Here is a 24,871-nt window from a genome sequence, read left to right on the forward strand (position 1 = left end):
GCACCAGAAGGTGCGCGGGCCTGACGGTTTAGGACGGGAGAGAATGGGTGATGAGTGGGATGGTAGTGCAGGAAAAATGGAATGCGTCCGTCTATTAAGAAACAAAACTTATAAAACATATAAGATATATTAATTTCATTTATAAAGATAAATATGCTATTCTGTAAGTAACGAAAGATTGTCCCGTTTTTGGGGGACTATGATTCAGACAAATGGAGGATAAAAATGAGTACAGTCAGACGCGTTTATGTGGAGAAAAAGCCGGAATTTGCGATTAAGGCGAAAGATCTGAAGCATGAAATCAAGCACTATCTGAACATCCAGACCGTAACCAACGTACGGGAGCTGATCCGGTACGATGTAGAAAATATCAGTGATGAGACATATGAGAAAGCATGTAAAGTAGTCTTTGCAGAGCCGCCGGTTGATATCTGCTATCAGGAAGATTTCCCGCGTGCAGAAGGTGCGAGAGTATTTTCCGTAGAATTCCTTCCGGGACAGTTTGATCAGAGAGCCGATTCTGCCGTACAGTGCGTGCAGTTCTTAAAAGAAGACGAGCAGCCGATCATCCGCTCCGCCGTTACGTATGTTATCGAAGGAGAGATGACTGATGAGCAGTTTGACGCAGTCAAAGCACACTGCATCAATCCGGTAGACTCCAGAGAGACAGGACTTGAAAAACCGGAAACCCTCGTGACAAAATTTGAAGAGCCGGCAGACGTCAAAATCTTCGACGGATTCATCGACATGCCGGAGGCAGAATTAAAAGCCCTGTATGATTCCCTCGGCCTTGCCATGACCTTCAAAGACTTCCTGCATATCCAGAACTACTTCCGCGGCGAAGAAAAACGAAATCCATCCATGACCGAGATCCGCGTACTCGATACCTACTGGTCCGATCACTGCCGCCATACCACCTTCTCCACCGAGCTTACCAACGTGACCTTCGGCGAAGGCGACTACTACGAGCCGATGAAAAAAAGCTACGACCGCTACTTAAGCGACCGTGAGGTACTCTACAAAGGCCGTGACGACAAATTCATCTGCCTTATGGACCTTGCCCTTCTGGCAATGAAAAAACTGAAATCCGAAGGAAAACTCGCAGATCAGGAAGAGTCTGATGAAATCAACGCATGCTCCATCGTCGTACCGGTAGATGTAGACGGAAAAGACGAAGAGTGGCTGATCAACTTCAAAAACGAGACCCACAACCACCCGACCGAGATCGAGCCGTTCGGTGGTGCAGCAACCTGCCTTGGCGGTGCAATCCGTGACCCGCTTTCCGGCAGAACCTATGTATATCAGGCAATGCGTGTGACCGGAGCCGCAGATCCGACCCGTCCGCAGAGCGAGACACTCGAAGGAAAACTTCCGCAGAAAAAACTCGTAAGAGAAGCAGCACACGGCTACAGCTCCTACGGAAACCAGATCGGTCTTGCAACCGGCTATGTCAAAGAAGTTTACCATCCGGACTACGTGGCAAAACGTATGGAGATCGGAGCCGTCCTTGGAGCAGCACCGCGCCGTGCCGTTGTCCGTGAAAATTCCGATCCGGGCGATATCATCATCCTGCTCGGCGGCCGTACTGGAAGAGACGGCTGCGGCGGTGCAACCGGTTCCTCCAAAGTACATACGACAGAATCCATCGAGACCTGCGGTGCAGAGGTACAGAAAGGAAACGCACCGACTGAGCGTAAACTGCAGAGACTGTTCCGCCGCGAGGAAGTCAGCCTTCTGATTAAAAAATGCAACGACTTCGGTGCAGGCGGAGTTTCCGTTGCCATCGGCGAGCTGGCACCGGGCCTTAAGATCAATCTGGACAAAGTACCGAAAAAATATGCCGGCCTCGACGGAACCGAGATCGCCATCTCCGAGTCCCAGGAGCGTATGGCCGTTGTCATCGACCCGAAAGACCGTGAGCAGTTCCTGAAATATGCCGCAGAAGAGAACCTGGAGGCAACCGAAGTTGCAGTCGTAACCGAGGACCCGCGTCTGGTACTCTCCTGGAGAGGAAAAGAGATCGTCAATATTTCCCGTGCATTCCTGGATACCAACGGAGCACATCAGGAGAATGATGTCTTCGTAGAGATTCCAAAAGCAGAGGACACCCCGTTAAAAAGAAGCGGTGACATTGCCGACGTGAAAGAAAAATGGCTGTCCACCCTGTCAGACCTCAACGCATGCTCCCAGAAAGGTCTTGTCGAGATGTTTGACTCCTCCATCGGAGCAGCCAGCGTGCTGATGCCGTACGGTGGAAAATATCAGCTGACTGAAACTCAGGCCATGGTTGCAAAAGTGCCGGTTCCGGATGGAAAAACCAACACCGTTACCATGATGAGCTACGGCTTTGATCCATACGTATCGAGCTGGAGCCCGTATCACGGAGCAGTCTATGCCGTAACCGAGTCCCTGTCCCGCATCGTGGCAGTCGGCGGCGATTACAGCAAAGTCCGCTTCACCTTCCAGGAATATTTCCGCAGAATGACTGAGGATCCGCACCGCTGGAGCCAGCCGTTCGCAGCACTTCTTGGTGCATACGACGCACAGATGGGCTACGGCCTGCCGTCTATCGGAGGAAAAGACAGTATGTCCGGTACCTTCAACCATATCGATGTACCGCCGACACTCGTATCCTTCGCGGTTGACGTTGCAAAATTAAAAGATGTAGTATCTCCGGAGCTGAAAAACACAGGAGACAAACTCGTGTGGATCCACCTTCCAGTCGACGCACATCTGCTTCCAGAGTACGAAGGCGTCATGGAAACCTACAGAAAACTGCATGAGGATATGCAGAACGGCCGTGTGAAAGCCGCTTATGTCGTAGACCGTCAGGGTATCGCAGCAGCCGTATCCAAGATGGCATTCGGTAATGCTCTCGGCGTAACCATCGAGCACAATGTAGACGAGAGAGATCTCTTTACTCCATATATTGCAGATCTGATCTGCGAAGTTCCGGCTGAAAAAGTCGGAGAGCTGGCAAGCACCTACACCGTCATCGGTGAAGTGACAGACAAACCGGTTCTTTCCTATAAAGACACCGAAATCACCATCCGCGAGGCCGTTTCCGCATGGAACAAACCGCTGGAAAAAGTATTCAAGACCGTATCCGGTGCAGAGCTTCCGGAGGTAGATGCCCTGAATGTGGCAGCAGCAGACGAAAACGGAATTGTTGCAGACAGCTGCTATCAGGCAAAGAGCATCCACGTATGCTCCCACAAGCTGGCACAGCCGACCGTATTCATTCCGGTCTTCCCGGGAACGAACTGTGAGTATGACAGCACCAGAGCTTTCGAGCGTGCCGGTGCAAAAGTTATCACTCAGGTATTCAGCAATCTTTCCGCAGAAGACATCCGCGGTTCTGTCGATGCCTTTGAAAAAGTCATCAACCAGGCGCAGATCATCATGTTCCCTGGCGGATTCTCCGCAGGTGATGAGCCGGATGGATCAGCAAAATTCTTTGCAACCGCATTCCAGAATGCGAAGATCAAAGAAGCTGTTACCAAACTGCTGAATGAGAGAGACGGACTTGCCCTTGGTATCTGCAACGGATTCCAGGCACTGATCAAACTGGGACTCGTTCCGTACGGTGAGATTCTCGGACAGACGGAGGATTCCCCGACTCTGACCTTCAACACTATCGGACGCCATATTTCCAAGATGGTTTACACGAAGGTTGTGACCAACAAATCCCCATGGCTGGCAGGCGCCGAGCTTGGCGGTGTTTACACCAACCCGGCATCCCACGGAGAGGGACGTTTCGTAGCATCGAAAGAGTGGATCGACAAGCTGATGGCAAACGGCCAGATTGCAACCCGCTACTGCGATGTCAACGGAAACCTGACCAACGACGAGTACTGGAATGTCAACGGTTCCTACTGCGGAATCGAGGGTATCACCAGCCCGGACGGCCGTGTCTTTGGTAAGATGGCACACGCAGAGCGCCGCGACAACGGCGTAGCAGTCAACATCTACGGAGAGCAGGATCTGAAGATCTTTGAGTCCGGTGTTGCTTACTTTAAATAAAATAAAACCAAAATAGAAGATTCCCGCAGAGAGGAAGAAAGCTCCTTTCTGCGGGAATTTTTTGTCAGAAACAGTAATTTCTGATTTCGAAAGAAAAAATTTGATTATGCGCCGCGGTGCAGTTATAACGCAATATTTTGCTTTATTAACAAAAGTAATAAGGTCAAATAGTAGAAATATTCTGAAAAAACGAAAGATTTCGATAGTCTCAACACATTACATATATGACGGGCCCGGAAGAGAAGGACAGCGAAATAACAGGAGGGAGAAAGAAGTGTATGAGACAAGAGAAGGAACGATTTTTTCAGATCATATTCGAGGAAAACAGTCATGTGCTGTTCCGTTATATCTGCGGTCAGTTGAACAATGACCGGGAGACGGCGAAGGATGTGCTGAACGATGTATGGGAGGTATTGGTGGTAAAATTTGAAACCGTTGCCGATCTCGAAGGAGAAGAGATGACGAAATGGCTGTTCTGTGTGGCAAAAAACAAGATCAAGAATCAGCGCAGAAAACATTATTATCAGAATGAAGTTTCCTATACACAGTATCAGAAAGAGAACAGAAATGAAGGGGAGGCGGCCGCGACAGCCGAGATTGAGGAACGAATGGTGATGCAGAACTGCATCCAGAACCTGAATCCGATGGATCAGCGCATTTTCTGGGGGAGAGCATATGGATTCAGCTACAAAGAGCTCAGCGGATTCTGCAAGAAAAGCGAGCAGGCGCTGCAGTGCCAGTACAGCCGCGCAATCAAGAAACTGCAGGGAATGATGAGTCAGGAAATCAGTCTGACGAGAGCGTAGAAAATGGAAATGGTATGCAGCGGAAACCTCAACTCTTACAATCCAAAAACAATAGAAATATCTAAAAAATTCTCTGCAGGAGAATATCCTGTGTCTAAAAATAAAGTGTTACCGTTTACATATCAAAAATCCGTTTTCCTCGTTGTCGTGGCGCGGAAATTGTGTTAAAATATTTTTAGAAAATTCACACGATGTGCGAGAAGGCAGAAAGGATGAAAACAACATGAAGGATGAGTACGTAGCCTATGTAGGCACTTATACCCATGGAAGCAGCATTGGTATTCATTTATATGATGTAAATGTAGAAGAAGGCACTCTGACAGAGCGAAAAGTCATACCGGTCAACAACTCTTCCCACATTGCCCGTTCCTTAAACGGCAAATACCTGTATTCGATTGCAGATGAAGGCGTTGCAGTGTTTGCAGTGGAGGATGACGGAGACCTGACCCCGATCAACAAAGTAGACATCGACGGCATGCGCGGCTGCTATCTGTCGGTGGACAAAACCGGAAGATACCTGTTCGTGGCAGGCTATCATGACGGAAAAGTAACCGTTGTACATACCCATAAGGACGGCCGCCTCGGAAGTCTGATGGACGGCGTGTTCCACAAGGGCCTTGGCAGTGTGGCAGAGCGTAACTTCCGCCCGCATGTCAGCTGTGTCGTTCCTACACCGGACAACAAATATGTCTGCGCAGTCGACAACGGCATTGACCAGATCAAAATGTACAAGCTGAACACACAGCGTGACCGCCTGAAACTGGTGGATATCCTGCGCTGTGAGCGTGAATCCGGTCCGAGAGAGATCGTTTTCAGTGAATCCGGAAAATACGCGTATGTCATTTACGAGCTGATGAACAAAGTCGATGTATTCAGCTACCGTGATACGGGAAACGGACCGGAATTTGAAAAACTGCAGTCGATCAGCACCACATCCGCGAACGTGGACCAGGCGCACGACGCTGCATCCGGCATGTGCCTTTCCCCGGATCACCACTACCTGTTTACTTCTACAGCCGGAGACAATACCGTAGCAATGTTCCATATCGACCCGGAGACCGGCTGCATGGAGAAGAAGTTTGCACTTCCGATCAGCGGCGAATATCCAAAGGATATTGCAATGTTCCCGGACGGAAAACATATCGCAGTGGCAAACCATGAGTCCAACACGATCACAACATTTACCGTTGATTATGAGAAAAACGTGCTGGTTCAGAAAGGCCGCCCGATGAAAGTGGAGACGCCGAACTGTATTCTGATTACGAAAAAAGGCGTTCACTAAAAAATAACGCAAAAATGCCTGCAGGAAGAACTGTATCCCGCAGGCATTTTTTGTGTTGAAGCCAGAAAGAAGCAGTCCGGCCTTTATTTCTCGTCCAGAGCCCAGACTTTCTTTACATTGTCCAGTTTGGCGCTCATGCCGACGAGCAGTGCGTCCGCCAGGACAAGAGCGGTCATGCATTCCACGACAACAACGGCGCGTGCAACGATGATCGGGTCGTGGCGGCCTTTGATTTCGATGGCAATATTTTCGCCGTCTTTGTTGATGGTCTGCTGGGAAGCAGCAACGGACGGGGTCGGTTTGAAACCAGCCCGGACAACGATATCGCTTCCGTCGCTGATACCGCCTAAAATACCGCCGGCGTGGTTGGTCAGCTTGACAATGGAGCCGTCCGCATTTACATGGAAGGCATCGTTATTGGTAAGCCCGGTAGCTGTGCAGACCGAGAAACCGTCTCCGATTTCCACGCCTTTTACGGCGCCGATGGAGACGAGTGCTTTTGCAAGGTTGGCATCGAGCTTTTCAAACACCGGATCGCCGACACCGGCCGGCATATGGTGAACGACACATTCGACCACACCGCCGACGGAATTTTTTTCCGCCATGGCTTTTGTTAAAAGCTCGGAAGCCTTTTCGGCAGCCTCTGCATCCGGCATATTCAGGGCGTTATTCGCGATTTCAGCGGTATCAAAAGACTGGATTTCCACGTCACCGATGGAGCGGGTGTAGGCGGAAACGGTGATGCCAAGCTCAGAGAGCATTTTTAAGGCAATGGCACCTGCAGCCACGCGTGCGATCGTCTCGCGTCCTGAGGAGCGTCCGCCGCCGCGGTAGTCGCGGAAACCGTATTTTGCATCAAACGTATAGTCGGCGTGGCCCGGTCTGTAATAGGAAGCAATGTCGCTGTAATCTTTGGAATGCTGATCCTCATTCCATACCACCATGGAAATCGGGGTACCGGTCGTTTTTCCTTCGAAAGTGCCGGATAAAATCTGAACGGTATCGGATTCTTTCCGTTTTGTGGTAAAGCGGTTCTGTCCCGGCTTCCTGCGGTCGAGGTAAAACTGAATATCCTCCTCGGAAAGCGAAAGGCCGGCCGGCACTCCGTCCACAACAACGCCCACGCCTTTTCCATGAGACTCTCCCCAGGTGGTCAGTCTGAAGATGGTACCAAATGATGATCCTGCCATATATAAAGTCCTCCTGAATTTTTTCGTATATTTATAAAATAACTGGAAAAGATTTCTAATAAATTATACCGGAAAGTAAAACATTCGTAAAGCTCTTTTTCGGAGACGAAATTCACCGTTATACCGTTTGACAAACGAAAAGGCAGCACGTATAATGAGAATGTATTTTCGGGCAGTGAAAGCCGGTAAAATAAAACAAACAAAAAGGAAGAGTGTGCATGAATTTTTTAGACAAAATGGAGCGAAAATATGGGAGATACGCGTTAAGCCATCTGACGATGTACATTATCGTAACGTACATTGCGGGATATATCATTGCGCTTGCGGCTCCCATCATGAGACAGTATCTGACGCTGGAACCATATTATATTCTGCACGGACAGATCTGGCGTCTGGTGAGCTGGATTCTGATTCCGCCGAGCAGCCTTGATATCTTTACGATCATCATGCTGTTTTTCTATTACTCAATCGGAACAAGCCTTGAGAGAGCCTGGGGAGATTTCAAGTATAATGTTTACATCTTTTCCGGCATTCTGATGACCATTATCGGTTCCTTCCTGCTGTATGGAATCTTATATGCAGTCAACGGATATCCGTCGCTGATGGGAACGGCATTCAGCACTTACTACATCAGCCTCTCGATTTTCCTTGGCTTTGCGATCAGCTTCCCGGATATGCAGGTACTGCTGTATTTCATTATTCCGATCAAAATCAAATGGCTGGCATACCTTGACGTAGCGCTTCTCGCCTACAGCATGATTACCAGCATCATGAGCGGAAACTGGGCAGGATGTGTTGTTATTCTTTGTTCCCTTGCAAACGTCCTTGTGTTCTTCCTGATGACAAGAAAAGGAAAACGCGGCTCTTTCCAGCAGAACAGACGCCGGAAGGAATTTAAAAAGGCCGTTTCAAGAGGCGAAGCCGAATACCGCAATCCGAACGGGATCACAAAACACAAATGTGCGATCTGTGGCCGGACCGAAAAAGATGATCCGAATCTGGAGTTCCGTTTCTGTTCCCGATGCAACGGAAACTATGAATACTGCCAGGATCACCTGTTTACGCATGAACATGTAAAATAAAGAAGGAGAGAAAGTATGAGAAGAACGAAAATTGTCTGCACCATGGGACCAAATACCAACTCCCGTGACCTGATGAAAAAACTGATTGAAACCGGAATGGATGTTGCTCGTTTTAATTTTTCTCATGGAGACCACGATGAGCAGAAAATGCGTATGGATATGCTGAAAGAGCTTCGAAAAGAGCTGAAAACTCCTGTGGCAATCCTTCTGGACACCAAAGGACCGGAAATTCGTACCGGCGTTTTAAAAGATGGAAAAAAAGTGAATCTGGTAACCGGACAGACTTTTACCCTGACAACCGTTCAGGAGACCGGAGATGAAAATCACTGTTCTGTCAGCTACACCGGCCTTACGGAAGATATCAAAGAGGGAGATACGATTTTGATCGATGATGGTCTGATCGGTCTGCGCGTAGAAAAAGTAAATGCACCGGAAATTGTCTGTACCGTAGTAAACGGCGGCGAGCTCGGAGAAAAAAAGGGCGTGAATGTACCAAACGTTTCGATCAATCTTCCGAACCTCACGGAGAAAGACAAAGGAGATCTTCTTTTTGGTATTGAACAGGATATTGATTTTGTTGCAGCTTCCTTTATCCGGAATGCAGAGGCAATTAACGAAATCCGTGAGTTCCTTGTGGCAAACGGAGGAGAGCATATTGATATCATTGCCAAGATCGAAAATGCGGAGGGTGTGCAGAACATCGACAGCATCATCGATGCGGCAGATGGTGTGATGGTTGCAAGGGGAGATCTTGGTGTAGAGATTCCGGCGTGCCAAGTACCGCATGTACAGAAAATCATCATTGAAAAATGCAATCATAAATACAAACCGGTTATCACAGCAACCCAGATGCTGGATTCCATGATCCGGAACCCGCGTCCGACCCGTGCAGAGGTAGCCGATGTTGCGAATGCAATTTATGATGGAACGGATGCGATCATGCTCTCCGGCGAAACAGCAGCCGGAAAATATCCGATCGAGGCAGTTACCATGATGGGAGAGATTGCCGAGCAGACGGAGCGTTATCTGAAATTCGAAGACTACCGCGATGGAAAAGCGCTGGAAGGAAAGCTAAATGTTTCCGCAGCAGTCGGAAGTGCAGCCGTTTCTATGGTAGAACACATCAAAGCAGCCTGCATTGTGACTCCGACGATGTCCGGTCAGACTGCAAGACTGATTTCCAACCTTCGTCCGAGCGTACCGATTTACGGCGTTACCCCATATGAATGGGCAAGAAGAAAAATGCAGCTCTACTGGGGCGTTCGTCCGGTGACCGGATACGAGGAAGATTCTACGGAGAACATCATTTCCCATGCTATGTATATGGTGCGCCGTGAGGAGCTTGTAGAACGTGGCGATATGGTTATTTTTACGGCCGGAGACCCTGCTACTAACGAGGTGACGGGTGAAGGATATATGACAAACATGCTTCACATTATTCAGGCAAAATAAGCAGAAGAAGGAGACAAAAGAGAATGACGAAGAAGCCTTTTGTAACAAAAGAAAAACTGGAAGAAATCGCAGCAGCAGTACCAACTCCGTTTCACATTTACGATGAAAAAGGAATTCGTGAGAATGCGAAAGCGGTAAAGGAAGCTTTTTCCTGGAATCCGGGATTTCGTGAGTATTTTGCTGTAAAAGCGAACCCAAACCCGACACTGATCAAAATGCTGGGTGAATATGACTGCGGATGCGACTGCTCTTCTTACACGGAGCTGATGCTTTCCGATGCGATGGGATTTGAGAAAGATAAAATCATGTTTTCATCCAACGTAACACCGGCTGCAGAGTATCAACTGGCTGCAGAGCTTGGTGCGATCATTAACCTTGATGATATTACGCATATTGATTTTCTTGAGAAAACATTAGGCTACATTCCGAAGAAAATCTGTTGCCGTTATAACCCGGGCGGACTGTTTAAAATCAGCACCGATATTATGGACAATCCGGGAGATGCCAAATACGGTATGACAACCGAGCAGATTTTTGAGGCATTCCGCATTCTGAAGGCAAAAGGGGCAGAAGAGTTCGGCATCCATTCCTTCCTTGCAAGTAATACCGTAACCAATGATTACTACCCAGTTCTGGCAAAAACACTGTTTGAGCTGGCTGTAAAGCTGCAGAAAGAGACGGGCGTGAAGATTAAATTCATCAATCTTTCCGGCGGCGTCGGAATTCCGTACAAACCGGATCAGGAAGGCAATGACATCCGCGTGATTGGCGAGGGTGTACATAAAGTGTACGATGAAGTTCTCGTTCCGGCCGGCATGGGCGATGTTGCAATTTACACGGAAATGGGCCGTTTCATGATGGGACCGTACGGCGGACTCGTTACCCGCGCCATCCATCAGAAACACATCTACAAAGAGTACATCGGCTGTGATGCCTGCGCGGTCAACCTGATGAGACCGGCTATGTACGGCGCTTACCATCACATCACGGTGATGGGAAAAGAAGATCAGCCGTGCGACCACAAATATGACGTAACAGGCTCTCTGTGCGAGAACAACGATAAATTCGCGATCGACCGCATGCTTCCGGAAGTGGAAGTCGGAGACCTCCTCTTCATCCACGACACCGGCGCACATGGATTTTCCATGGGATACAACTACAACGGAAAATTAAAATCTGCAGAGGTTCTGTTAAAAGAGGACGGCAGCTTTGAAGTCATCCGCCGCGCAGAAACCCCGAAGGACTACTTCGCTACACTGGATGGAACACCGGAGTATGAGAAGATGTTTGGAAATAAATAAGAAATAACAACAGTAAAACCCCTTTCAAAAAGAACCATGCGGCAGATGGCCGGTTCTTCGAAAGGGGTTTTCTTTCTTTCAAAAGCTGTTTTTTTGAAGGGAAGACAATAAAAAAGATCTGCATCAACGTTCGTTTTTGCAGATCTTTTTTAGCTATGCCGCTGGCCGGACTCGAACCGGCACGGTTATTCACCGCTTGATTTTGAGTCAAGTGCGTCTACCAATTCCGCCACAGCGGCAGTGTTCGTAATCAGAACAAGATATATTTTACCATAAAAACAAGAAGGACGCAAGAGAAAAAAATGGAATAATTATCATAAAAACTTTCTAAAAAAGATTGACGAAAGGAAAAAATAGAAGTATAGTGTAGATAGTTTAGTACCATACTAAATTTTACATCATAAGTTCAAATAACGATTTATCGAAAACGCCATCGTTAGATGGTCCACAGTGTGTGGAACGAAAACTGTTGTCTTCATAGACAGCAGTTTTTTTGTTGTCTAAAATTAGAAATGAAACATGGTTATGATTCAGTACTGTGAGAACAGCAAGAACCAGGAAGTAGAATTGTTGAAAATAGGAAAGAAAAGATGTAAAAAATCAAAATATATGGTAAAATTAGATAAAATGTAGAAAATGGAGGAAAGAACAGATGAAAGGGGAATATTATCTCGGACTTGATATGGGAAGCAGTTCGGTTGGATGGGCTGTGACAAATGAGAAGTACGAAATTTTGCGCGCACATGGAAAAACACTTTGGGGTGTACGGCTATTTGACAGTGCACAGACTGCAGAAGAGAGAAGAGGGTTTCGGACAGCAAAACGAAGATTGGATCGTCGTAATTGGAGAATAGAATTGCTGCAGAAAATTTTTGCGGAAGAAGTAGAAAAGATAGATGATGGATTTTTTCGCAGAATGAAAGAGAGTCGTTACTGGCCAGAGGATAAGCGTGACAGGCAGGGAAAGTGTCCGGAACTTCCCTATGCATTGTTTGCGGATGATGATTACACAGACAAAGAATATCATAAACAGTTTCCAACCATCTATCATCTGAGAAAATGGTTAATGGAAACTGACGAAACGCCTGATATTCGCCTGATATATCTTGCTCTGCATCATATGATGAAACACAGAGGCCATTTTCTATTAAACGGAAATATCGAACAGGTAAGAGAATTTCAGACAACATTTGAACAGTTCCTTGAAGCAGTGCGGGCAGAAGAACTTGGCTTTTCTTCCGAGATTGGAGTGGAAAGAAGCAAGGAAATAGAGGCAATTTTAAAAGACCGAACATTGACCAAATCTGCGAAAAAGACAAAAGCAGTAAAAGCAATGCGGGCAGAAACATCCTGTGAAAAAGAGTGGCTGGGATTGATTACCGGTGGAACAGCAAAACTGGGAAATCTGTTTGGGGAAAAACAGATGGATACACTGGAACGGCCAAAACTTTGCTTCGCAGATGCAGGTTATGAAGAATACGCTGGAGAGATCGAAGCAGAGCTGGGAGAAAAATATGTATTAATTGAACACGCAAAAGCAGTGTACGATTGGGCTGTTCTGGCTGATATTTTGCAGAACTATTCTTCTCTTTCAGAGGCAAAAGTGGCACTTTATGAAAAGCATAAAAAAGATCTGAAAGATCTGAAAAAGCTGGTCAGAGAGAATCTTTCAAGGGAAGAATATCAGAGACTGTTTGCAAAAAAGGATGAAAAAGCTAATTATTATGCGTATATCAAGGCACCAAAACAATGTAGTCAGGAAGACTTTTACGGTTATCTGAAAAAGAATATTCTGGGCAAGATATCAGATGTGACGAAAGCATCCTGCATGCAGAAGGAAATGGAAATGGGAACGTTTCTTCCGAAACAGACTGTAAAAGACAACAGTGTCATTCCATATCAGATTCATTTATATGAATTAAATGCAATCCTGAAAAATCTGGAAGATAAAGTTCCGCTACTGAAAGAGAATGGAGAGAAGATTCAAAAGATTTTCACATTCCGCATTCCGTACTACGTAGGACCCTTAAACGGAATTCGAAAAAAAGGGGAGAAGAGTAACTGGGCGGTACGAAAAGAAGGCAAAATATATCCATGGAACTTCGATGAGATGGTAGATTTGGAAGCAAGTGCAGAGCAGTTTATTCGAAGAATGACGAATAAATGTACTTATCTGCCAAGTGAAGATGTTTTACCAAAGTATTCTCTGCTGTACAGCAAATACGAAGTTTTAAATGAATTAAATAATCTGCGTTTGGATGGAGAAAAGATATCTGTAGAGCAGAAACAGAAAATATATGAAGAAGTATTCCAGAAAAGCAGAAAGGTTACACAGAAAAAACTGAAAAACTATTTAGTGAAAGAAGGAATTACCGGAAAAGAAGTTGAAATTACCGGAATTGATGGTGATTTCAAGAGTTCTCTTACGGCATACCATGACTTTAAAGAGAAATTAACAAATCTGTCACTGAACCAGGCGGAAAAAGAATGCATCATCCTGAACGTAACGCTGTTTGGAGATGATAAAGCGATACTGAAACAGAGATTAAAGAAACTGTTTCCGGAGTTGACAGAAAAACAAAGAGACAGCATAAGTAAACTGCCGTATCGTGGTTGGGGAAGACTCTCAAAAGTGTTTTTGGAAGAGATGGAAGCACCGGCACCGGAAACGGGAGAGGCATGGTCTATTATTCGGGCTTTGTGGGAGACGAATGACAATCTGATGCAACTGCTTAGCGAAAAATATTTGTTTGCATCGGCAATCGAAGAAAAGAATGGAAACGAACAGAAAAAACGGGATATTTCGTATGAATTAGTCGAGGAGCTTTACGTATCACCGGCAGTGAAGCGGCAGATTTGGCAGAGCCTTTTGATTGTAAAGGAAATCTGTAAAGTGATGGGAAACCCACCGAAACGTGTTTTTATAGAAATGGCAAGAGAAAAAACCGATCAGGGAAGAACCTCTTCAAGAAAAAAGAAACTGCTGGAACTTTATAAAAAATGTAAAGCGGAAGAAAAAGACTGGATAGATGAGATTGAAAAGCGTTCCGATGCGGAAATGAGAAGAGACAAGCTGTATTTGTATTATACGCAAAAAGGAAAATGCATGTATTCCGGTGAAACAATTGAACTGGAGGAATTGTGGGATAATCAGAAGTATGACATTGATCATATTTTTCCACAGTCCAAAGTGATGGATGATAGCCTGGATAACCGGGTACTTGTAAAGAAAAAGTGTAATCAGATGAAAGAGGATAAATATCCGATCGATGAAACAGTTCGGAAAAAAATGCAGCCATTCTGGAAATCTTTAGTGGATGCCGGATTGATCAGTGAAGAAAAATATAAACGGCTGATAAGAGGAAATGGATTTGAACCGTCTGAATTGGCTGGATTTATTTCCAGGCAGCTGGTGGAAACTCGTCAGAGTACAAAAGCGGCAGCAAGTATTCTGCAGCAGGTGATCCCGGATACACAGATTGTTTATGTAAAAGCGCCAACCGTTTCAAAGTTCCGTAAGGATTTTAAATTTCTGAAGGTACGGGAGATGAATGATTATCATCATGCGAAGGATGCTTATTTGAATATTGTCGTTGGCAACGCATATTTTGTAAAATTCACATCAAATCCGATTCACTTCATTAAGGAAAATCCGGGAAGAAGTTATAATCTGAAGAAGATGTTTGAACAGGAAAGAATTGAACGAAACGGAGAAATTGCCTGGGAAGGCGGGAACGGAACCATTGTGACAGTCCGAAAGTTTATGGAAAAGAACAACATTCTTGTGACGCGAAGATCGTATGAGGCAACAGGTGCATTGTTTGACCAGCAGATTGTCAAAAAAGGAAAAGGTCAGGTTCCGATCAAGAGCAGTGATGAACGGCTTTGTGATATACAGAAGTATGGAGGATATAACAAAGAGGCGGGAGCTTACTTTGTACTGGCAGAATCGGAGGGCAAAAAGGGAAAGAAAATACGAACAATCGAGTATGTGCCGATTCGTCTGAAAAAGGAAATTCAGAAGTCAGAAGAAAATATAATTCGGTATCTGGAAGAGGAAAGACAGTTAAAGAATCCGCGAGTGCTGGTGCCGGAAATCAAAATAGATACTCTGTTTTGTGTGGACGGATTTTATATGTGGGTTTCCGGAAGATCAGGGGATCAGCTATTGATGCAAGGTGCAAATCAGCTGGTACTTTCCCAGGAAGAAACAGAAATACTGAAAAAAATAGTACAGTACGTGGAACGTAAAAAACAGAATAAAGAACTGAAAATTTACGATTCCGACCATTTAGAAGAAAAGAAGGTGGTGATGCTGTATGAAACCTTTTTAAATAAATTAACAAATACGGTATATGCAAAAAAACTTGGAGCACAGGCAAAGACATTAACGGAAAAAAGAGAAAAATTTAAAGAATTATGCATAGAAGAAAAGTGTATCGTTTTGTATGAAGTTTTACATTTTTTCCAGTGCCAGAGTGCTGCCGCTGATTTGAAATTAATTGGAGGATCTGGAAGAGCAGGAATTTTGTGTCTCAACAAAAATATAACCGATTGCAGTCGAATCGAAATGATTCATCAATCGCCAACCGGTATCTACGAGCAGACAGTAGACCTGAATGCATTATGAGCTGGCGGATTGTGGTTATTTCCAAACGGGCAAAGCTGGACTATCAGCTTGGTTACCTTGTGGTGCGAAATGAGGAAGTAACAAAAATACATTTAAGTGAAATATCAACCATTCTGATTGAGTCAACAGCAGCAACAGTCACAACAAGTCTGCTGGCAGAGCTGACAAAAAAGAAAATAAAAGTGATTTTTTGCGATGAAAAGAGAAATCCATCGTCGGAACTGGTTGGGTATTACGGAAGTCATGATACCAGCAATAAAATCAGAAAGCAGATTCAGTGGAGCCGGCACAGTAAAGAAGCGATCTGGACAGAAATTGTGACGGAAAAAATACGAAAACAGAAGGAACTGTTAAAAAATATGGGAAAGGAAGAAGCGGGTCTGTTAGAATCATATTTACAGGAGATTGGCTGGAACGATGAGACAAACCGGGAAGGGCATGCGGCAAAGGTATATTTTAATGCATTGTTCGGTATGACATTTACCAGAACTGCGGATTGTCCGGAAAATGCAGCGCTGAATTACGGATATAGCATTTTGTTGTCTGCGTTTGCGAGAGAAATTGTAGCGAGCGGTTATATTACACAGCTCGGACTCTTTCATGATAATATGTTTAATCAGTTTAATCTGGCGTCCGATTTGATGGAACCGTTCCGTGTTCTGATTGACCGGGAAGTAATCCAAATGCAGAGGAAAGAATTTACGCATGAGGAAAAAATACAGTTGGTCAATGTATTAAACAACGAAGTCATGATAGACGGGAAAACACAGTATGTGAATAATGCCATAAAAATTTACTGTAAAAGTGTATTTGATGCCTTAAATGAGAATGACAGTGCATTGATCCGGTTTTATGGCCTATGAGTTATCGTTTTATGAGAGTATTGGTACTGTTTGATCTTCCGGTGCTGACGGGCGATCAGAGAAGAGAATATGCGAGATTTCGAAAGTTTTTATTGAAAAGCGGATTCCTGATGCTCCAGGAATCCGTATACTGTAAGCTTGCGTTAAATACAACTGTAGTGAATGGAATCGTGGATCAGATTCATAAAAATAAGCCGGAAGAAGGTCTGATACAGCTTTTAACGGTGACTGAGAAGCAGTATGCGAAAATGGATCTGATTGTTGGGAACGTAAAGAGTGAAGTGTTGAATACGGATGAAAGGCTGGTGATTTTATGAAACTGGTACATGTGGACTTGGAAAAACCTATTGCGATTCATCGGAACTGTCCCACGGAATGGATTATAGAATCACCGGAGCTGTTTTTAAAATATGTGGAGCAGCTGCAAAAACAAAATCAGGGAGAGAAGGGAAATTTCGTACTTTCTAAAGCTGACACAGAGCTGAATATGAAAAGAGATGTGGAATTGGTATTAACGCCCTTTTCTCTTGATTTTGCGGATCACAGAATACAAAAACGGTTATTTACAGAGCTGGTCAAAAGTGCGCAAAATGAAGAAATGTTTCTGGAAACGCAGAGAATTATTGCGGAACTGAAGAAATACATCTATCAATTGGAAGCTGTCAGTGGGTACGAATTGGAACAAAATGAGGAAATCGATTTGAGCGCACTCCTAAAATTGATGGGAGTTCAGACAGAAACCGAAAAAGAGATGGGGCTTCTGGAAAAATTAACGCAATATATCAAAGTTATGGCCGAACTTCTCCAAAAAGAACTGGTGATTTTGGTCAATATTCGATCCTATCTGAACGAAACACAAATAAACAAACTCTCCCAAATGGCATGCTACTATGAAATATCCTTGCTTTTCATAGAAAATATACAAAGGGACTTTTCGAATCAGAGAGAATATTATATAATTGACAAAGATGGATGTGATGTCTATTAATATCCATCGGATGTTTGAGTACCTGTTTTGTGCAGATGAAAGCAGTTCATTTTTAAATTTGAGGTTTGAGAATGATGTAAAAATGTATGGTACTCAAACTGAGGACGATTTCTATTCTGCAGGCATGAAGTTTGAGAATGATGTAAAAATGTATGGTACTCAAACACCCTGTCCAGAAAAGCCTTCATCGACGATGTTTGAGAATGATGTAAAAATGTATGGTACTCAAACATCAGGAACAAACGTGAAAGTCGAAAACCAGTTTGAGAATGATGTAAAAATGTATGGTACTCAAACTACTGTATATGGTGCGAATGATGGTTTTAAGTTTGAGAATGATGTAAAAATGTATGGTACTCAAACCTGAAAACGTCATATGACGGCGTAAAAGACGTTTGAGAATGATGTAAAAATGTATGGTACTCAAACACGATTTGAGCGCGTAAATGACAGCTTCTAGTTTGAGAATGATGTAAAAATGTATGGTACTCAAACCGCTCGCTGCTCACTATCCATCACCGCCTGTTTGAGAATGATGTAAAAATGTATGGTACTCAAACTTTCCACCTCCCCTAAATCTGTAAGTAATGGTTTGAGAATGATGTAAAAATGTATAGTACTCAAACATTTTCAGGGCAAATTCTGCTAAATCGTACGTTTGAGAATGATGTAAAATTTATTTTTGTGAACAACAAGAATAGATAATTCAAAATGAAATATTCAGAAGACAGTATGAAATCGACTTAATTGTCTTTTTCTTGCTGTCTTTTTCCTTGTCTCAAAGCGCCGCACCATGTATAATAAAACCACAAGAATTTCATTTCATAGTTTTTACAGGAGGAACCTGAATCATGATCCTTGCAATAGACATCGGCAACACGAACATCGTCCTTGGGTGTGTGGAAGGGAAAAAAACATACTTTATCGAAAGACTCTCCACGGACAAGGCAAAAACAGAGCTGGAATACGCAGTCAGCCTGAAAAATGTACTGGAACTGTATGAGATTCCGGTGGAGCAGATCGAAGGAGGTATCATCTCTTCCGTTGTTCCGCAGGTGACAGAGCTCTGCCGGAGTGCGGCAGAAAAAGTGATTAAAAAGCCGGTCAAAGTTGTCGGCCCCGGTGTGAAGACCGGACTTAATATCAAACTGGACGACCCCGCAACGGCAGGAAGCGATCTTGTTGTTGTAGCAGTAGCAGCGCTGAATGAATACACATGTCCGCAGATTGTTATCGATATGGGAACTGCCACGACGATGAGTGTACTTGATCAGAAAGGAAGCTTCATCGGAGGCGTGATTCTTCCGGGACTTCGTACTTCGCTGGATGCTCTCGTATCAAATGCCGCGCAGCTTAGCCAGACCAGTCTGACAGCACCGAAAAAAGTCATTGGCAAAAATACGCTGGACTGTATGAAAGGCGGTATGATTTATGGAAACGCTGCCAGCATCGACGGCATGATCGAACGGATGGAAGAAGAACTTGGCTGCAAATGCACGATTGTGGCTACCGGAGGTCTGGCGAAAGCTGTGATTCCGCACTGCAGACATGACATCATCATCGATGAGAATCTGCTCCTGAAAGGTCTTCAGATCATCTACGAGAAAAACAGGTAGGGAAACCGTTTGTTGACAAAGTTTGCGAATTGTTATAACATATGTATAACAAAACGATACGAGAAAGCAGGGTGTAACTATGTATTATGAGACAATACAGATCGATTTCAACAGCGATGAAGCGATCTATATCCAGCTGAGAAATCAGATTATTCTGGGTATTGCCACTTCCAGAATTCAGGAAGGAGATACTCTACCTTCGGTAAGACAGCTCGCAGACAATATCGGAATCAACATGCATACCGTAAATAAGGCCTACAGCGTACTCCGGCAGGAGGGGCTTCTTTCGATTGACCGAAGAAAAGGAGCCGTTATCTCTATCGATGCGGATAAACTGTATGCCATGCAGGAACTGCGCGAAGATCTGCAGGTGATTCTTGCAAAAGCCGTCTGCAAAAATATATCAAAAGAAGAAGTACATCAGCTTGTAGATGAAATTTACAGCAATTACGCAGACGAAACATGAAGGAGACAATAGTATTATGAGAGAAGGATATACCAGTCAGGCAAAAAAAGCACTGGCATATGCGGTTAGGACAGCTGAAAAATGTGGACATAATTACGTAGGAACCGAACACCTTCTGATCGGACTTCTGAACGTGGAGGATGGCACAGCAGGCATGGTGCTTTCTGAGTTTCACGTAGATGCCGGACAGCTTACCGAACTGATTGACCGTCTGATTGCACCAGGCGGAAACACCGTGACCGAATCCCGACCGGGCTATACTCCGCGGGTACGCAGAGTGCTTGAAAATGCAGAAGCGGAGGCAGCGCGTTTTAAGAGCAGAGCTGTGGGAACCGAGCATTTGCTGATCGCAATCTTAAAAGAAAGTGACTGTGTTGCTACCCGTTTGCTTTTTACCATGGGGATCAACATTCAGAAACTATATGGAGCAATCCTTACTGCCATGGGCGAGGCACCGCTGCAGGGCGGTGCAAGCGGAAATGCAAATACCGGCCGCGGACCGCAGACAAGAGGTGGAGCGCAGACCAGCGAAACGCCGGCACTGGACCAGTACAGCCGGGATCTGACTGAGCTTGCGCGCGAAGGAAAACTCGATCCGGTTGTCGGCCGTGGGCAGGAAATTGAGCGTGTCATTCAGATCTTAAGTCGCCGGACAAAAAACAACCCGTGTCTGATCGGAGAGCCGGGTGTCGGAAAAACGGCGATTGCGGAAGGTCTGGCGCAGCGGATTGCCCTTGGCATTGTGCCGGAAACGATCCGCGATAAGCGAGTTGTTGTCCTTGACCTTTCCGGAATGGTAGCCGGAAGCAAATACCGCGGTGAGTTCGAAGAGCGTATCAAACGTGTCGTCAAAGAAGTGACGGACAATGAAAATATTCTGCTGTTCATCGATGAACTTCACACCATCATCGGGGCCGGCGGTGCAGAGGGAGCACTCGATGCATCCAATATCTTAAAACCGTCCCTTTCCCGCGGAGAAATTCAGCTCATCGGTGCAACCACGCTCGAAGAATACCGTAAATACATCGAAAAAGATGCCGCATTGGAGCGCCGTTTCCAGCCGGTCAAAGTAGAAGAACCGACGGAAAGCGAAGCACTTGATATCTTAAAAGGCCTGCGCCCATACTACGAACGCCACCACGGCGTGGAAATCACCGATGAAGCACTGGAAGCAGCCGTAAAAATGAGCGTCCGCTACATCAACGACCGTTTCCTGCCGGATAAAGCCATCGATCTGATCGATGAGGCATCCGCAGGCGTACAGCTCGCCGGCTACCAGGTGCCGGACAACATGGCAAAAGAGGAGCAGACACTGTTCGAAGTACAGAAAGAAAAAGAATCCGCGATCAGTGCCGGCGATTTTGAGCAGGCAAAAGAACTGCAGGCGCGCCAGCAGGAGCTCGAAAAAGATCTGGAGCAGATCCGAAAACGCTTTGAACGCCGTTGCAAAAACAAAAAACTGCAGGTAACAGAAGAAGAAATCGCAAAAACCGTATCCACCTGGACGAAAATTCCGGTACAGCGTCTCGCGGAAGGAGAATCGAAACGTCTGGCAAGACTGGAGCAGACACTCCATAAACGCGTTGTCGGCCAGGAAGAAGCCGTGACAGCTGTGGCAAAAGCCGTAAAACGAGGCAGAGTCGGATTAAAAGACCCGAACCGTCCGACAGGATCCTTCCTGTTTCTTGGACCGACCGGTGTCGGAAAAACAGAACTTTCCAAAGCACTCGCCGAGGCAGTTTTCGGTACAGAGCAGGCCCTGATCCGCGTCGACATGTCGGAGTACATGGAGAAACACAGCGTCTCCAAACTGATCGGATCCCCTCCGGGATACGTCGGCTACGAGGAAGGCGGCCAGCTCTCCGAAAAAGTGCGCCGCAACCCGTACAGTGTGATCCTGTTTGACGAGATCGAAAAAGCGCACCCGGATGTCTTCAACATTCTGCTGCAGGTGCTTGATGATGGCCATATCACCGACGCGCAGGGCAGAAAAGTTGATTTCAAACAGACCTGCATTATCATGACATCCAATGCCGGAGCACAGAACATTGTAGCGCCGAAACGCCTTGGATTCCTTTCGACAGAAGATGAGCGGAAAGACTACGAATACATGAAGGGCCAGGTGATGGAAGAAGTCAAACGGATGTTTAAGCCGGAATTCCTGAACCGAATCGACGAGATTATTGTATTCCATCAGCTTACCAAGGCGGATATGAAGAAGATTCTGCAGATTCTGCTCAAAGATCTGGAGCGCCGCTGCAAGGAGCAGATGGACATTGAATTGAAAGTCCGTGACACCGTGAAAGAATATCTCGTGGAAAACAGCTTCGACAGCAAGTACGGTGCCCGCCCGTTAAAACGCGCGATCCAGAGCAAAATTGAGGATCCGCTCGCAGAAGCCATCCTGAACGGAGAAGTGAAAAAAGGCGATACCGTTGCGGCTGGAATGAATAAGAAAGAGATTACATTTAAGGTTCTTGAGAAAAAATAATATAAAATTCCATAAATTATATGGTAAAATCTTTTTGATTATGGTATGATTTTCACAAAGAAACGAAACACCACAAAAGACAAGACCAGGAGGGCATTTACAAATGTCAGTAGTAAAAGAATTAATCCGCACAGAGGCAGACGGAGGCATCAGCTTCGGAGATTATGAGCTTGCGGCAAAGGCAAAAAAATCTGATTTTGAGCACAGAGGAGATCTGTATAAAGTAAAAACCTTTAAGGAAATCACAAAGCTGGAGAGAAACGGACTGTTCGTATACGAATCCGTTCCGGGAACCGCAGTTACCGATCTGAACGTATTCGACGACGGCATGACCTTCAAAGTAGAAGGACCGGAGGATGCACAGATCACCGTTGAAATGGAAGCAGAGACCGAATACAAGGTGCTGCTCGACGGCGTAAACGTTGGCCACATGACCACAAATCTCGGCGGAAAACTTTCCTTCAGCGTAGAGCTGGAAAAAGCAGAGGATGTAGCAGTAGAAATCGTAAAAGCATGATGAAATAAGAAAAGAAGGCTGTCGCAGAACGTGTGCGGCAGCTTTTTTTGACAATTATAAGGGAGACACAACTATGGCAAAAGCAAAAAAAACAGCCTTTTTCTGCCAGAACTGCGGATATGAGTCAGCAAAATGGATGGGTCAGTGTCCGGCGTGCAGAGAATGGAATACGTTTGTGGAGGAACCGATGGCGGCCAAAACACCGGCGGGAAACCAGGGGCTCGGAAGCCACAGCGCAGCGGGCAGAAAGCCGGTGCATCTGACGGAAATTTCAACAGGAAAAGAAGAGCGTATCCCGACGGGAATCGGAGAACTCGACCGGGTGCTCGGCGGAGGAATTGTGCCGGGTTCCCTGACACTGGTCGGCGGCGATCCGGGAATTGGAAAATCCACACTCCTTCTGCAGGTGTGCCGCATGCTGTCCACAGCAGGACATCAGGTTTTATACATTTCCGGCGAGGAGTCCCTGCGCCAGATCAAACTGCGCGCCGTGCGGATCGGAGAATTTAATGAAAATCTGTCCTTGCTCTGTGAGACGAATCTTGACATTATCCGCGCCGTCATGGAAAAAGAGAAGCCGGAGATTGCCGTCATCGACTCGATCCAGACCATGTATAACGAAGAGGTCAGCTCCGCGCCGGGCAGTGTATCCCAGGTCCGGGAATCGACGAATGTGCTGATGCAGATTGCAAAGGGAATGGGAATTTCGATCTTTATCGTCGGTCATGTGACAAAAGACGGTAATGTGGCCGGCCCACGTGTGCTGGAACACATGGTAGATACCGTGCTGTACTTCGAGGGCGACCGTCATGCGTCCTACCGGATTCTGCGCGGCGTCAAAAACCGTTTTGGTTCTACAAATGAGATCGGCGTCTTCGAAATGCAGACAGAGGGACTCGTGGAAGTGAAAAATCCATCGGAATACATGCTGAACGGACGGCCGGAGGGAGCTTCCGGTTCGGTTGTCGCATGCTCCATGGAGGGAACGCGCCCGATCCTGATCGAGATTCAGGCACTGGTCTGCCACAGTAATTTCGGAATCCCGCGCCGCACCGCAGCAGGATGCGATTTCAACCGTGTGAACCTGCTGATGGCAGTGCTGGAAAAACGCGCAAGAGTCAATCTTTCGACAAGCGATGCCTACGTCAACATCGCAGGCGGAATCAAGATGAATGAGCCGGCGATCGATCTTGGCATCGCACTTGCCGTCGTATCGAGCTACAAAGATCAGGTGATCGATGAGAAAACGGTCGTATTTGGCGAGGTCGGCTTAAGCGGTGAGGTCCGCGCCGTCAGCATGGCGGAACAGCGTGTACTGGAAGCAAAAAAACTGGGCTTCGAGCGGGTGATTTTACCTGCTGTCTGCATGAAGTCCGTGGAGAAAATCGGTGGAATCGCACTGATTCCGGTGGAAAATATTCAGGATGCGATTCTGCGCGTGGGGAAAAATTAGAAGGAAGTTGTGGAAAAAGGACCGGCGTGTGATGCGTACGGTCTTTTTTAAAAAATTCAGATAAAATATAAAATATGCAGAATTAACTATATTTTTCTAAAAATAAGAAAATTCGAAAAAAGGTGTTGACTTTTGCTTTCGGGGGTGTTATTATAACTAAGCTGTCAGTGAGAGCTGATGCGAATGAGTTTCTTTGAAACAGAAAAATCTAGTTCGGAGCCGGGTGGCTGCCGCGGGTTGGAAAAACTGCTTCAAAAAAACCTGAAAAAAGTTCTTGACAAAAGCAAACGAGTTTGATAAAATGAACGAGTTGCTGATCGAGAGAACAGCAAAGAAGTTCGAAAGAGCTTCAAAAAATAAATTAAAAAAGTTCTTGACAAACGAAAAGTTCTGTGATAAAATAAACGAGCTGATCCGAGTCGGAACGGCAGAGATCCTTGATAATTAAACAGTGAAACACATCCTCGAAAGTTCTGAATAAGTAATTCAAAACGATCGAAAGATCCTTTAAAACAGTAAAAGGGATAAATTAGCTAGTATGTTGATTTTGAACTTGGAACAAATCTTTTATCAGAGAGTTTGATCCTGGCTCAGGATGAACGCTGGCGGCGTGCTTAACACATGCAAGTCGAGCGAAGCGGCTGAATTGATTCTTCGGATGATTTTCAGTTGACTGAGCGGCGGACGGGTGAGTAACGCGTGGGTGACCTG

Annotated in this window: 17 protein-coding genes, 1 tRNA gene, 1 rRNA gene and 1 CRISPR repeat array; of the genes, 17 read left to right on the plus strand and 2 right to left on the minus strand. The window is 45.7% G+C overall.

Translation table 11 applies throughout. The features are described from left to right. The first annotated feature begins 225 nt into the window (after window positions 1-225). The 3 genes from PGS38_RS13030 to PGS38_RS13040 all read left to right on the plus strand — a co-directional run bounded on the left by PGS38_RS13030 (window position 226) and on the right by PGS38_RS13040 (window position 6,111). Window positions 226-4,023: a phosphoribosylformylglycinamidine synthase gene (locus PGS38_RS13030; protein WP_117762150.1), complete on the plus strand. Its 3,798-nt coding sequence runs from the start codon at window positions 226-228 to the stop codon at window positions 4,021-4,023. A gap of 278 nt (window positions 4,024-4,301) precedes the next feature. Next, complete coding sequence (locus tag PGS38_RS13035) at window positions 4,302-4,829, plus strand: RNA polymerase sigma factor (protein WP_022463214.1); 528 nt, start codon at window positions 4,302-4,304, stop codon at window positions 4,827-4,829. A 223-nt stretch (window positions 4,830-5,052) separates the two neighbouring features. Further along, the gene (locus tag PGS38_RS13040; protein WP_117762149.1) at window positions 5,053-6,111 is read left to right on the plus strand and encodes a lactonase family protein; all 1,059 of its coding nucleotides are present in this window, start codon (window positions 5,053-5,055) and stop codon (window positions 6,109-6,111) included. An 83-nt stretch (window positions 6,112-6,194) separates the two neighbouring features. On the opposite strand, the gene aroC is transcribed toward PGS38_RS13040, so the two are convergent. Further along, entirely contained in the window at window positions 6,195-7,301 is a 1,107-nt protein-coding gene (aroC, locus tag PGS38_RS13045; RefSeq protein WP_117762148.1) for a chorismate synthase, read from the minus strand. Window positions 7,302-7,519: 218 nt separating this feature from the next. On the opposite strand from aroC, the gene PGS38_RS13050 reads away from it, so the two are divergent. From PGS38_RS13050 to PGS38_RS13060, 3 genes are read left to right on the plus strand one after another with little or no spacing between them, the layout of a single operon-like run. Beyond that, the gene (locus PGS38_RS13050; protein ID WP_055228519.1) at window positions 7,520-8,383 is read left to right on the plus strand and encodes a rhomboid family protein; all 864 of its coding nucleotides are present in this window, start codon (window positions 7,520-7,522) and stop codon (window positions 8,381-8,383) included. A gap of 15 nt (window positions 8,384-8,398) precedes the next feature. Then, window positions 8,399-9,835, plus strand: a complete 1,437-nt coding sequence (gene pyk, locus PGS38_RS13055; RefSeq protein ID WP_022463218.1) for a pyruvate kinase — start codon at window positions 8,399-8,401, stop codon at window positions 9,833-9,835. 23 nt (window positions 9,836-9,858) lie between these two features. Beyond that, window positions 9,859-11,136 (plus strand): diaminopimelate decarboxylase, encoded by a 1,278-nt coding sequence (locus PGS38_RS13060; RefSeq protein ID WP_055221426.1) that lies wholly within the window; start codon window positions 9,859-9,861, stop codon window positions 11,134-11,136. Window positions 11,137-11,292: 156 nt separating this feature from the next. Here the strand turns inward: PGS38_RS13060 and PGS38_RS13065 are convergent. Then, window positions 11,293-11,375: transfer RNA gene (locus tag PGS38_RS13065), tRNA-Leu, on the minus strand. A 413-nt stretch (window positions 11,376-11,788) separates the two neighbouring features. On the opposite strand from PGS38_RS13065, the gene cas9 reads away from it, so the two are divergent. The 11 genes from cas9 to PGS38_RS13120 form a co-directional block, all read left to right on the plus strand. Beyond that, window positions 11,789-15,766: a type II CRISPR RNA-guided endonuclease Cas9 gene (gene cas9, locus PGS38_RS13070; RefSeq protein WP_117762147.1), complete on the plus strand. Its 3,978-nt coding sequence runs from the start codon at window positions 11,789-11,791 to the stop codon at window positions 15,764-15,766. Beyond that, window positions 15,763-16,629, plus strand: coding sequence for a type II CRISPR-associated endonuclease Cas1 (gene cas1, locus PGS38_RS13075; protein ID WP_117762146.1), 867 nt, complete (start codon window positions 15,763-15,765; stop codon window positions 16,627-16,629). The genes cas9 and cas1 overlap by 4 nt, the downstream gene beginning before the upstream one ends. An 11-nt stretch (window positions 16,630-16,640) precedes the next feature. Beyond that, the gene (gene cas2, locus PGS38_RS13080; protein ID WP_117762145.1) at window positions 16,641-16,946 is read left to right on the plus strand and encodes a CRISPR-associated endonuclease Cas2; all 306 of its coding nucleotides are present in this window, start codon (window positions 16,641-16,643) and stop codon (window positions 16,944-16,946) included. Continuing rightward, complete coding sequence (gene csn2 / locus PGS38_RS13085; protein WP_117762144.1) at window positions 16,943-17,617, plus strand: type II-A CRISPR-associated protein Csn2; 675 nt, start codon at window positions 16,943-16,945, stop codon at window positions 17,615-17,617. The genes cas2 and csn2 overlap by 4 nt, the downstream gene beginning before the upstream one ends. A gap of 63 nt (window positions 17,618-17,680) precedes the next feature. Continuing rightward, window positions 17,681-18,243: direct repeats of the CRISPR family, unit length 36 nt; unit sequence GTTTGAGAATGATGTAAAAATGTATGGTACTCAAAC. Between the two features lie 225 nt (window positions 18,244-18,468). Continuing rightward, the gene (locus tag PGS38_RS13090; protein ID WP_117510241.1) at window positions 18,469-19,233 is read left to right on the plus strand and encodes a type III pantothenate kinase; all 765 of its coding nucleotides are present in this window, start codon (window positions 18,469-18,471) and stop codon (window positions 19,231-19,233) included. A gap of 79 nt (window positions 19,234-19,312) precedes the next feature. Further along, a complete protein-coding gene (locus PGS38_RS13095) occupies window positions 19,313-19,699 on the plus strand; it encodes a GntR family transcriptional regulator (RefSeq protein WP_117510240.1) in 387 nt (128 codons plus the stop codon). A 16-nt stretch (window positions 19,700-19,715) separates the two neighbouring features. After that, window positions 19,716-22,190: an ATP-dependent Clp protease ATP-binding subunit gene (locus PGS38_RS13100; protein ID WP_117510239.1), complete on the plus strand. Its 2,475-nt coding sequence runs from the start codon at window positions 19,716-19,718 to the stop codon at window positions 22,188-22,190. Between the two features lie 103 nt (window positions 22,191-22,293). Next, complete coding sequence (locus tag PGS38_RS13105) at window positions 22,294-22,707, plus strand: hypothetical protein (RefSeq protein ID WP_055221437.1); 414 nt, start codon at window positions 22,294-22,296, stop codon at window positions 22,705-22,707. 73 nt (window positions 22,708-22,780) lie between these two features. After that, complete coding sequence (gene radA / locus PGS38_RS13110) at window positions 22,781-24,160, plus strand: DNA repair protein RadA (protein WP_055221439.1); 1,380 nt, start codon at window positions 22,781-22,783, stop codon at window positions 24,158-24,160. 301 nt (window positions 24,161-24,461) lie between these two features. Continuing rightward, on the plus strand, window positions 24,462-24,608 hold the full coding sequence (locus PGS38_RS13115) for a hypothetical protein (protein WP_158580618.1): 147 nt from the start codon (window positions 24,462-24,464) through the stop codon (window positions 24,606-24,608). A 119-nt stretch (window positions 24,609-24,727) separates the two neighbouring features. Next, window positions 24,728-24,871 (plus strand): 16S ribosomal RNA (locus tag PGS38_RS13120); the annotation flags it as partial.

Source organism: Fusicatenibacter saccharivorans (genome assembly GCF_027667425.1).
GTDB lineage: Bacteria > Bacillota > Clostridia > Lachnospirales > Lachnospiraceae > Fusicatenibacter > Fusicatenibacter saccharivorans.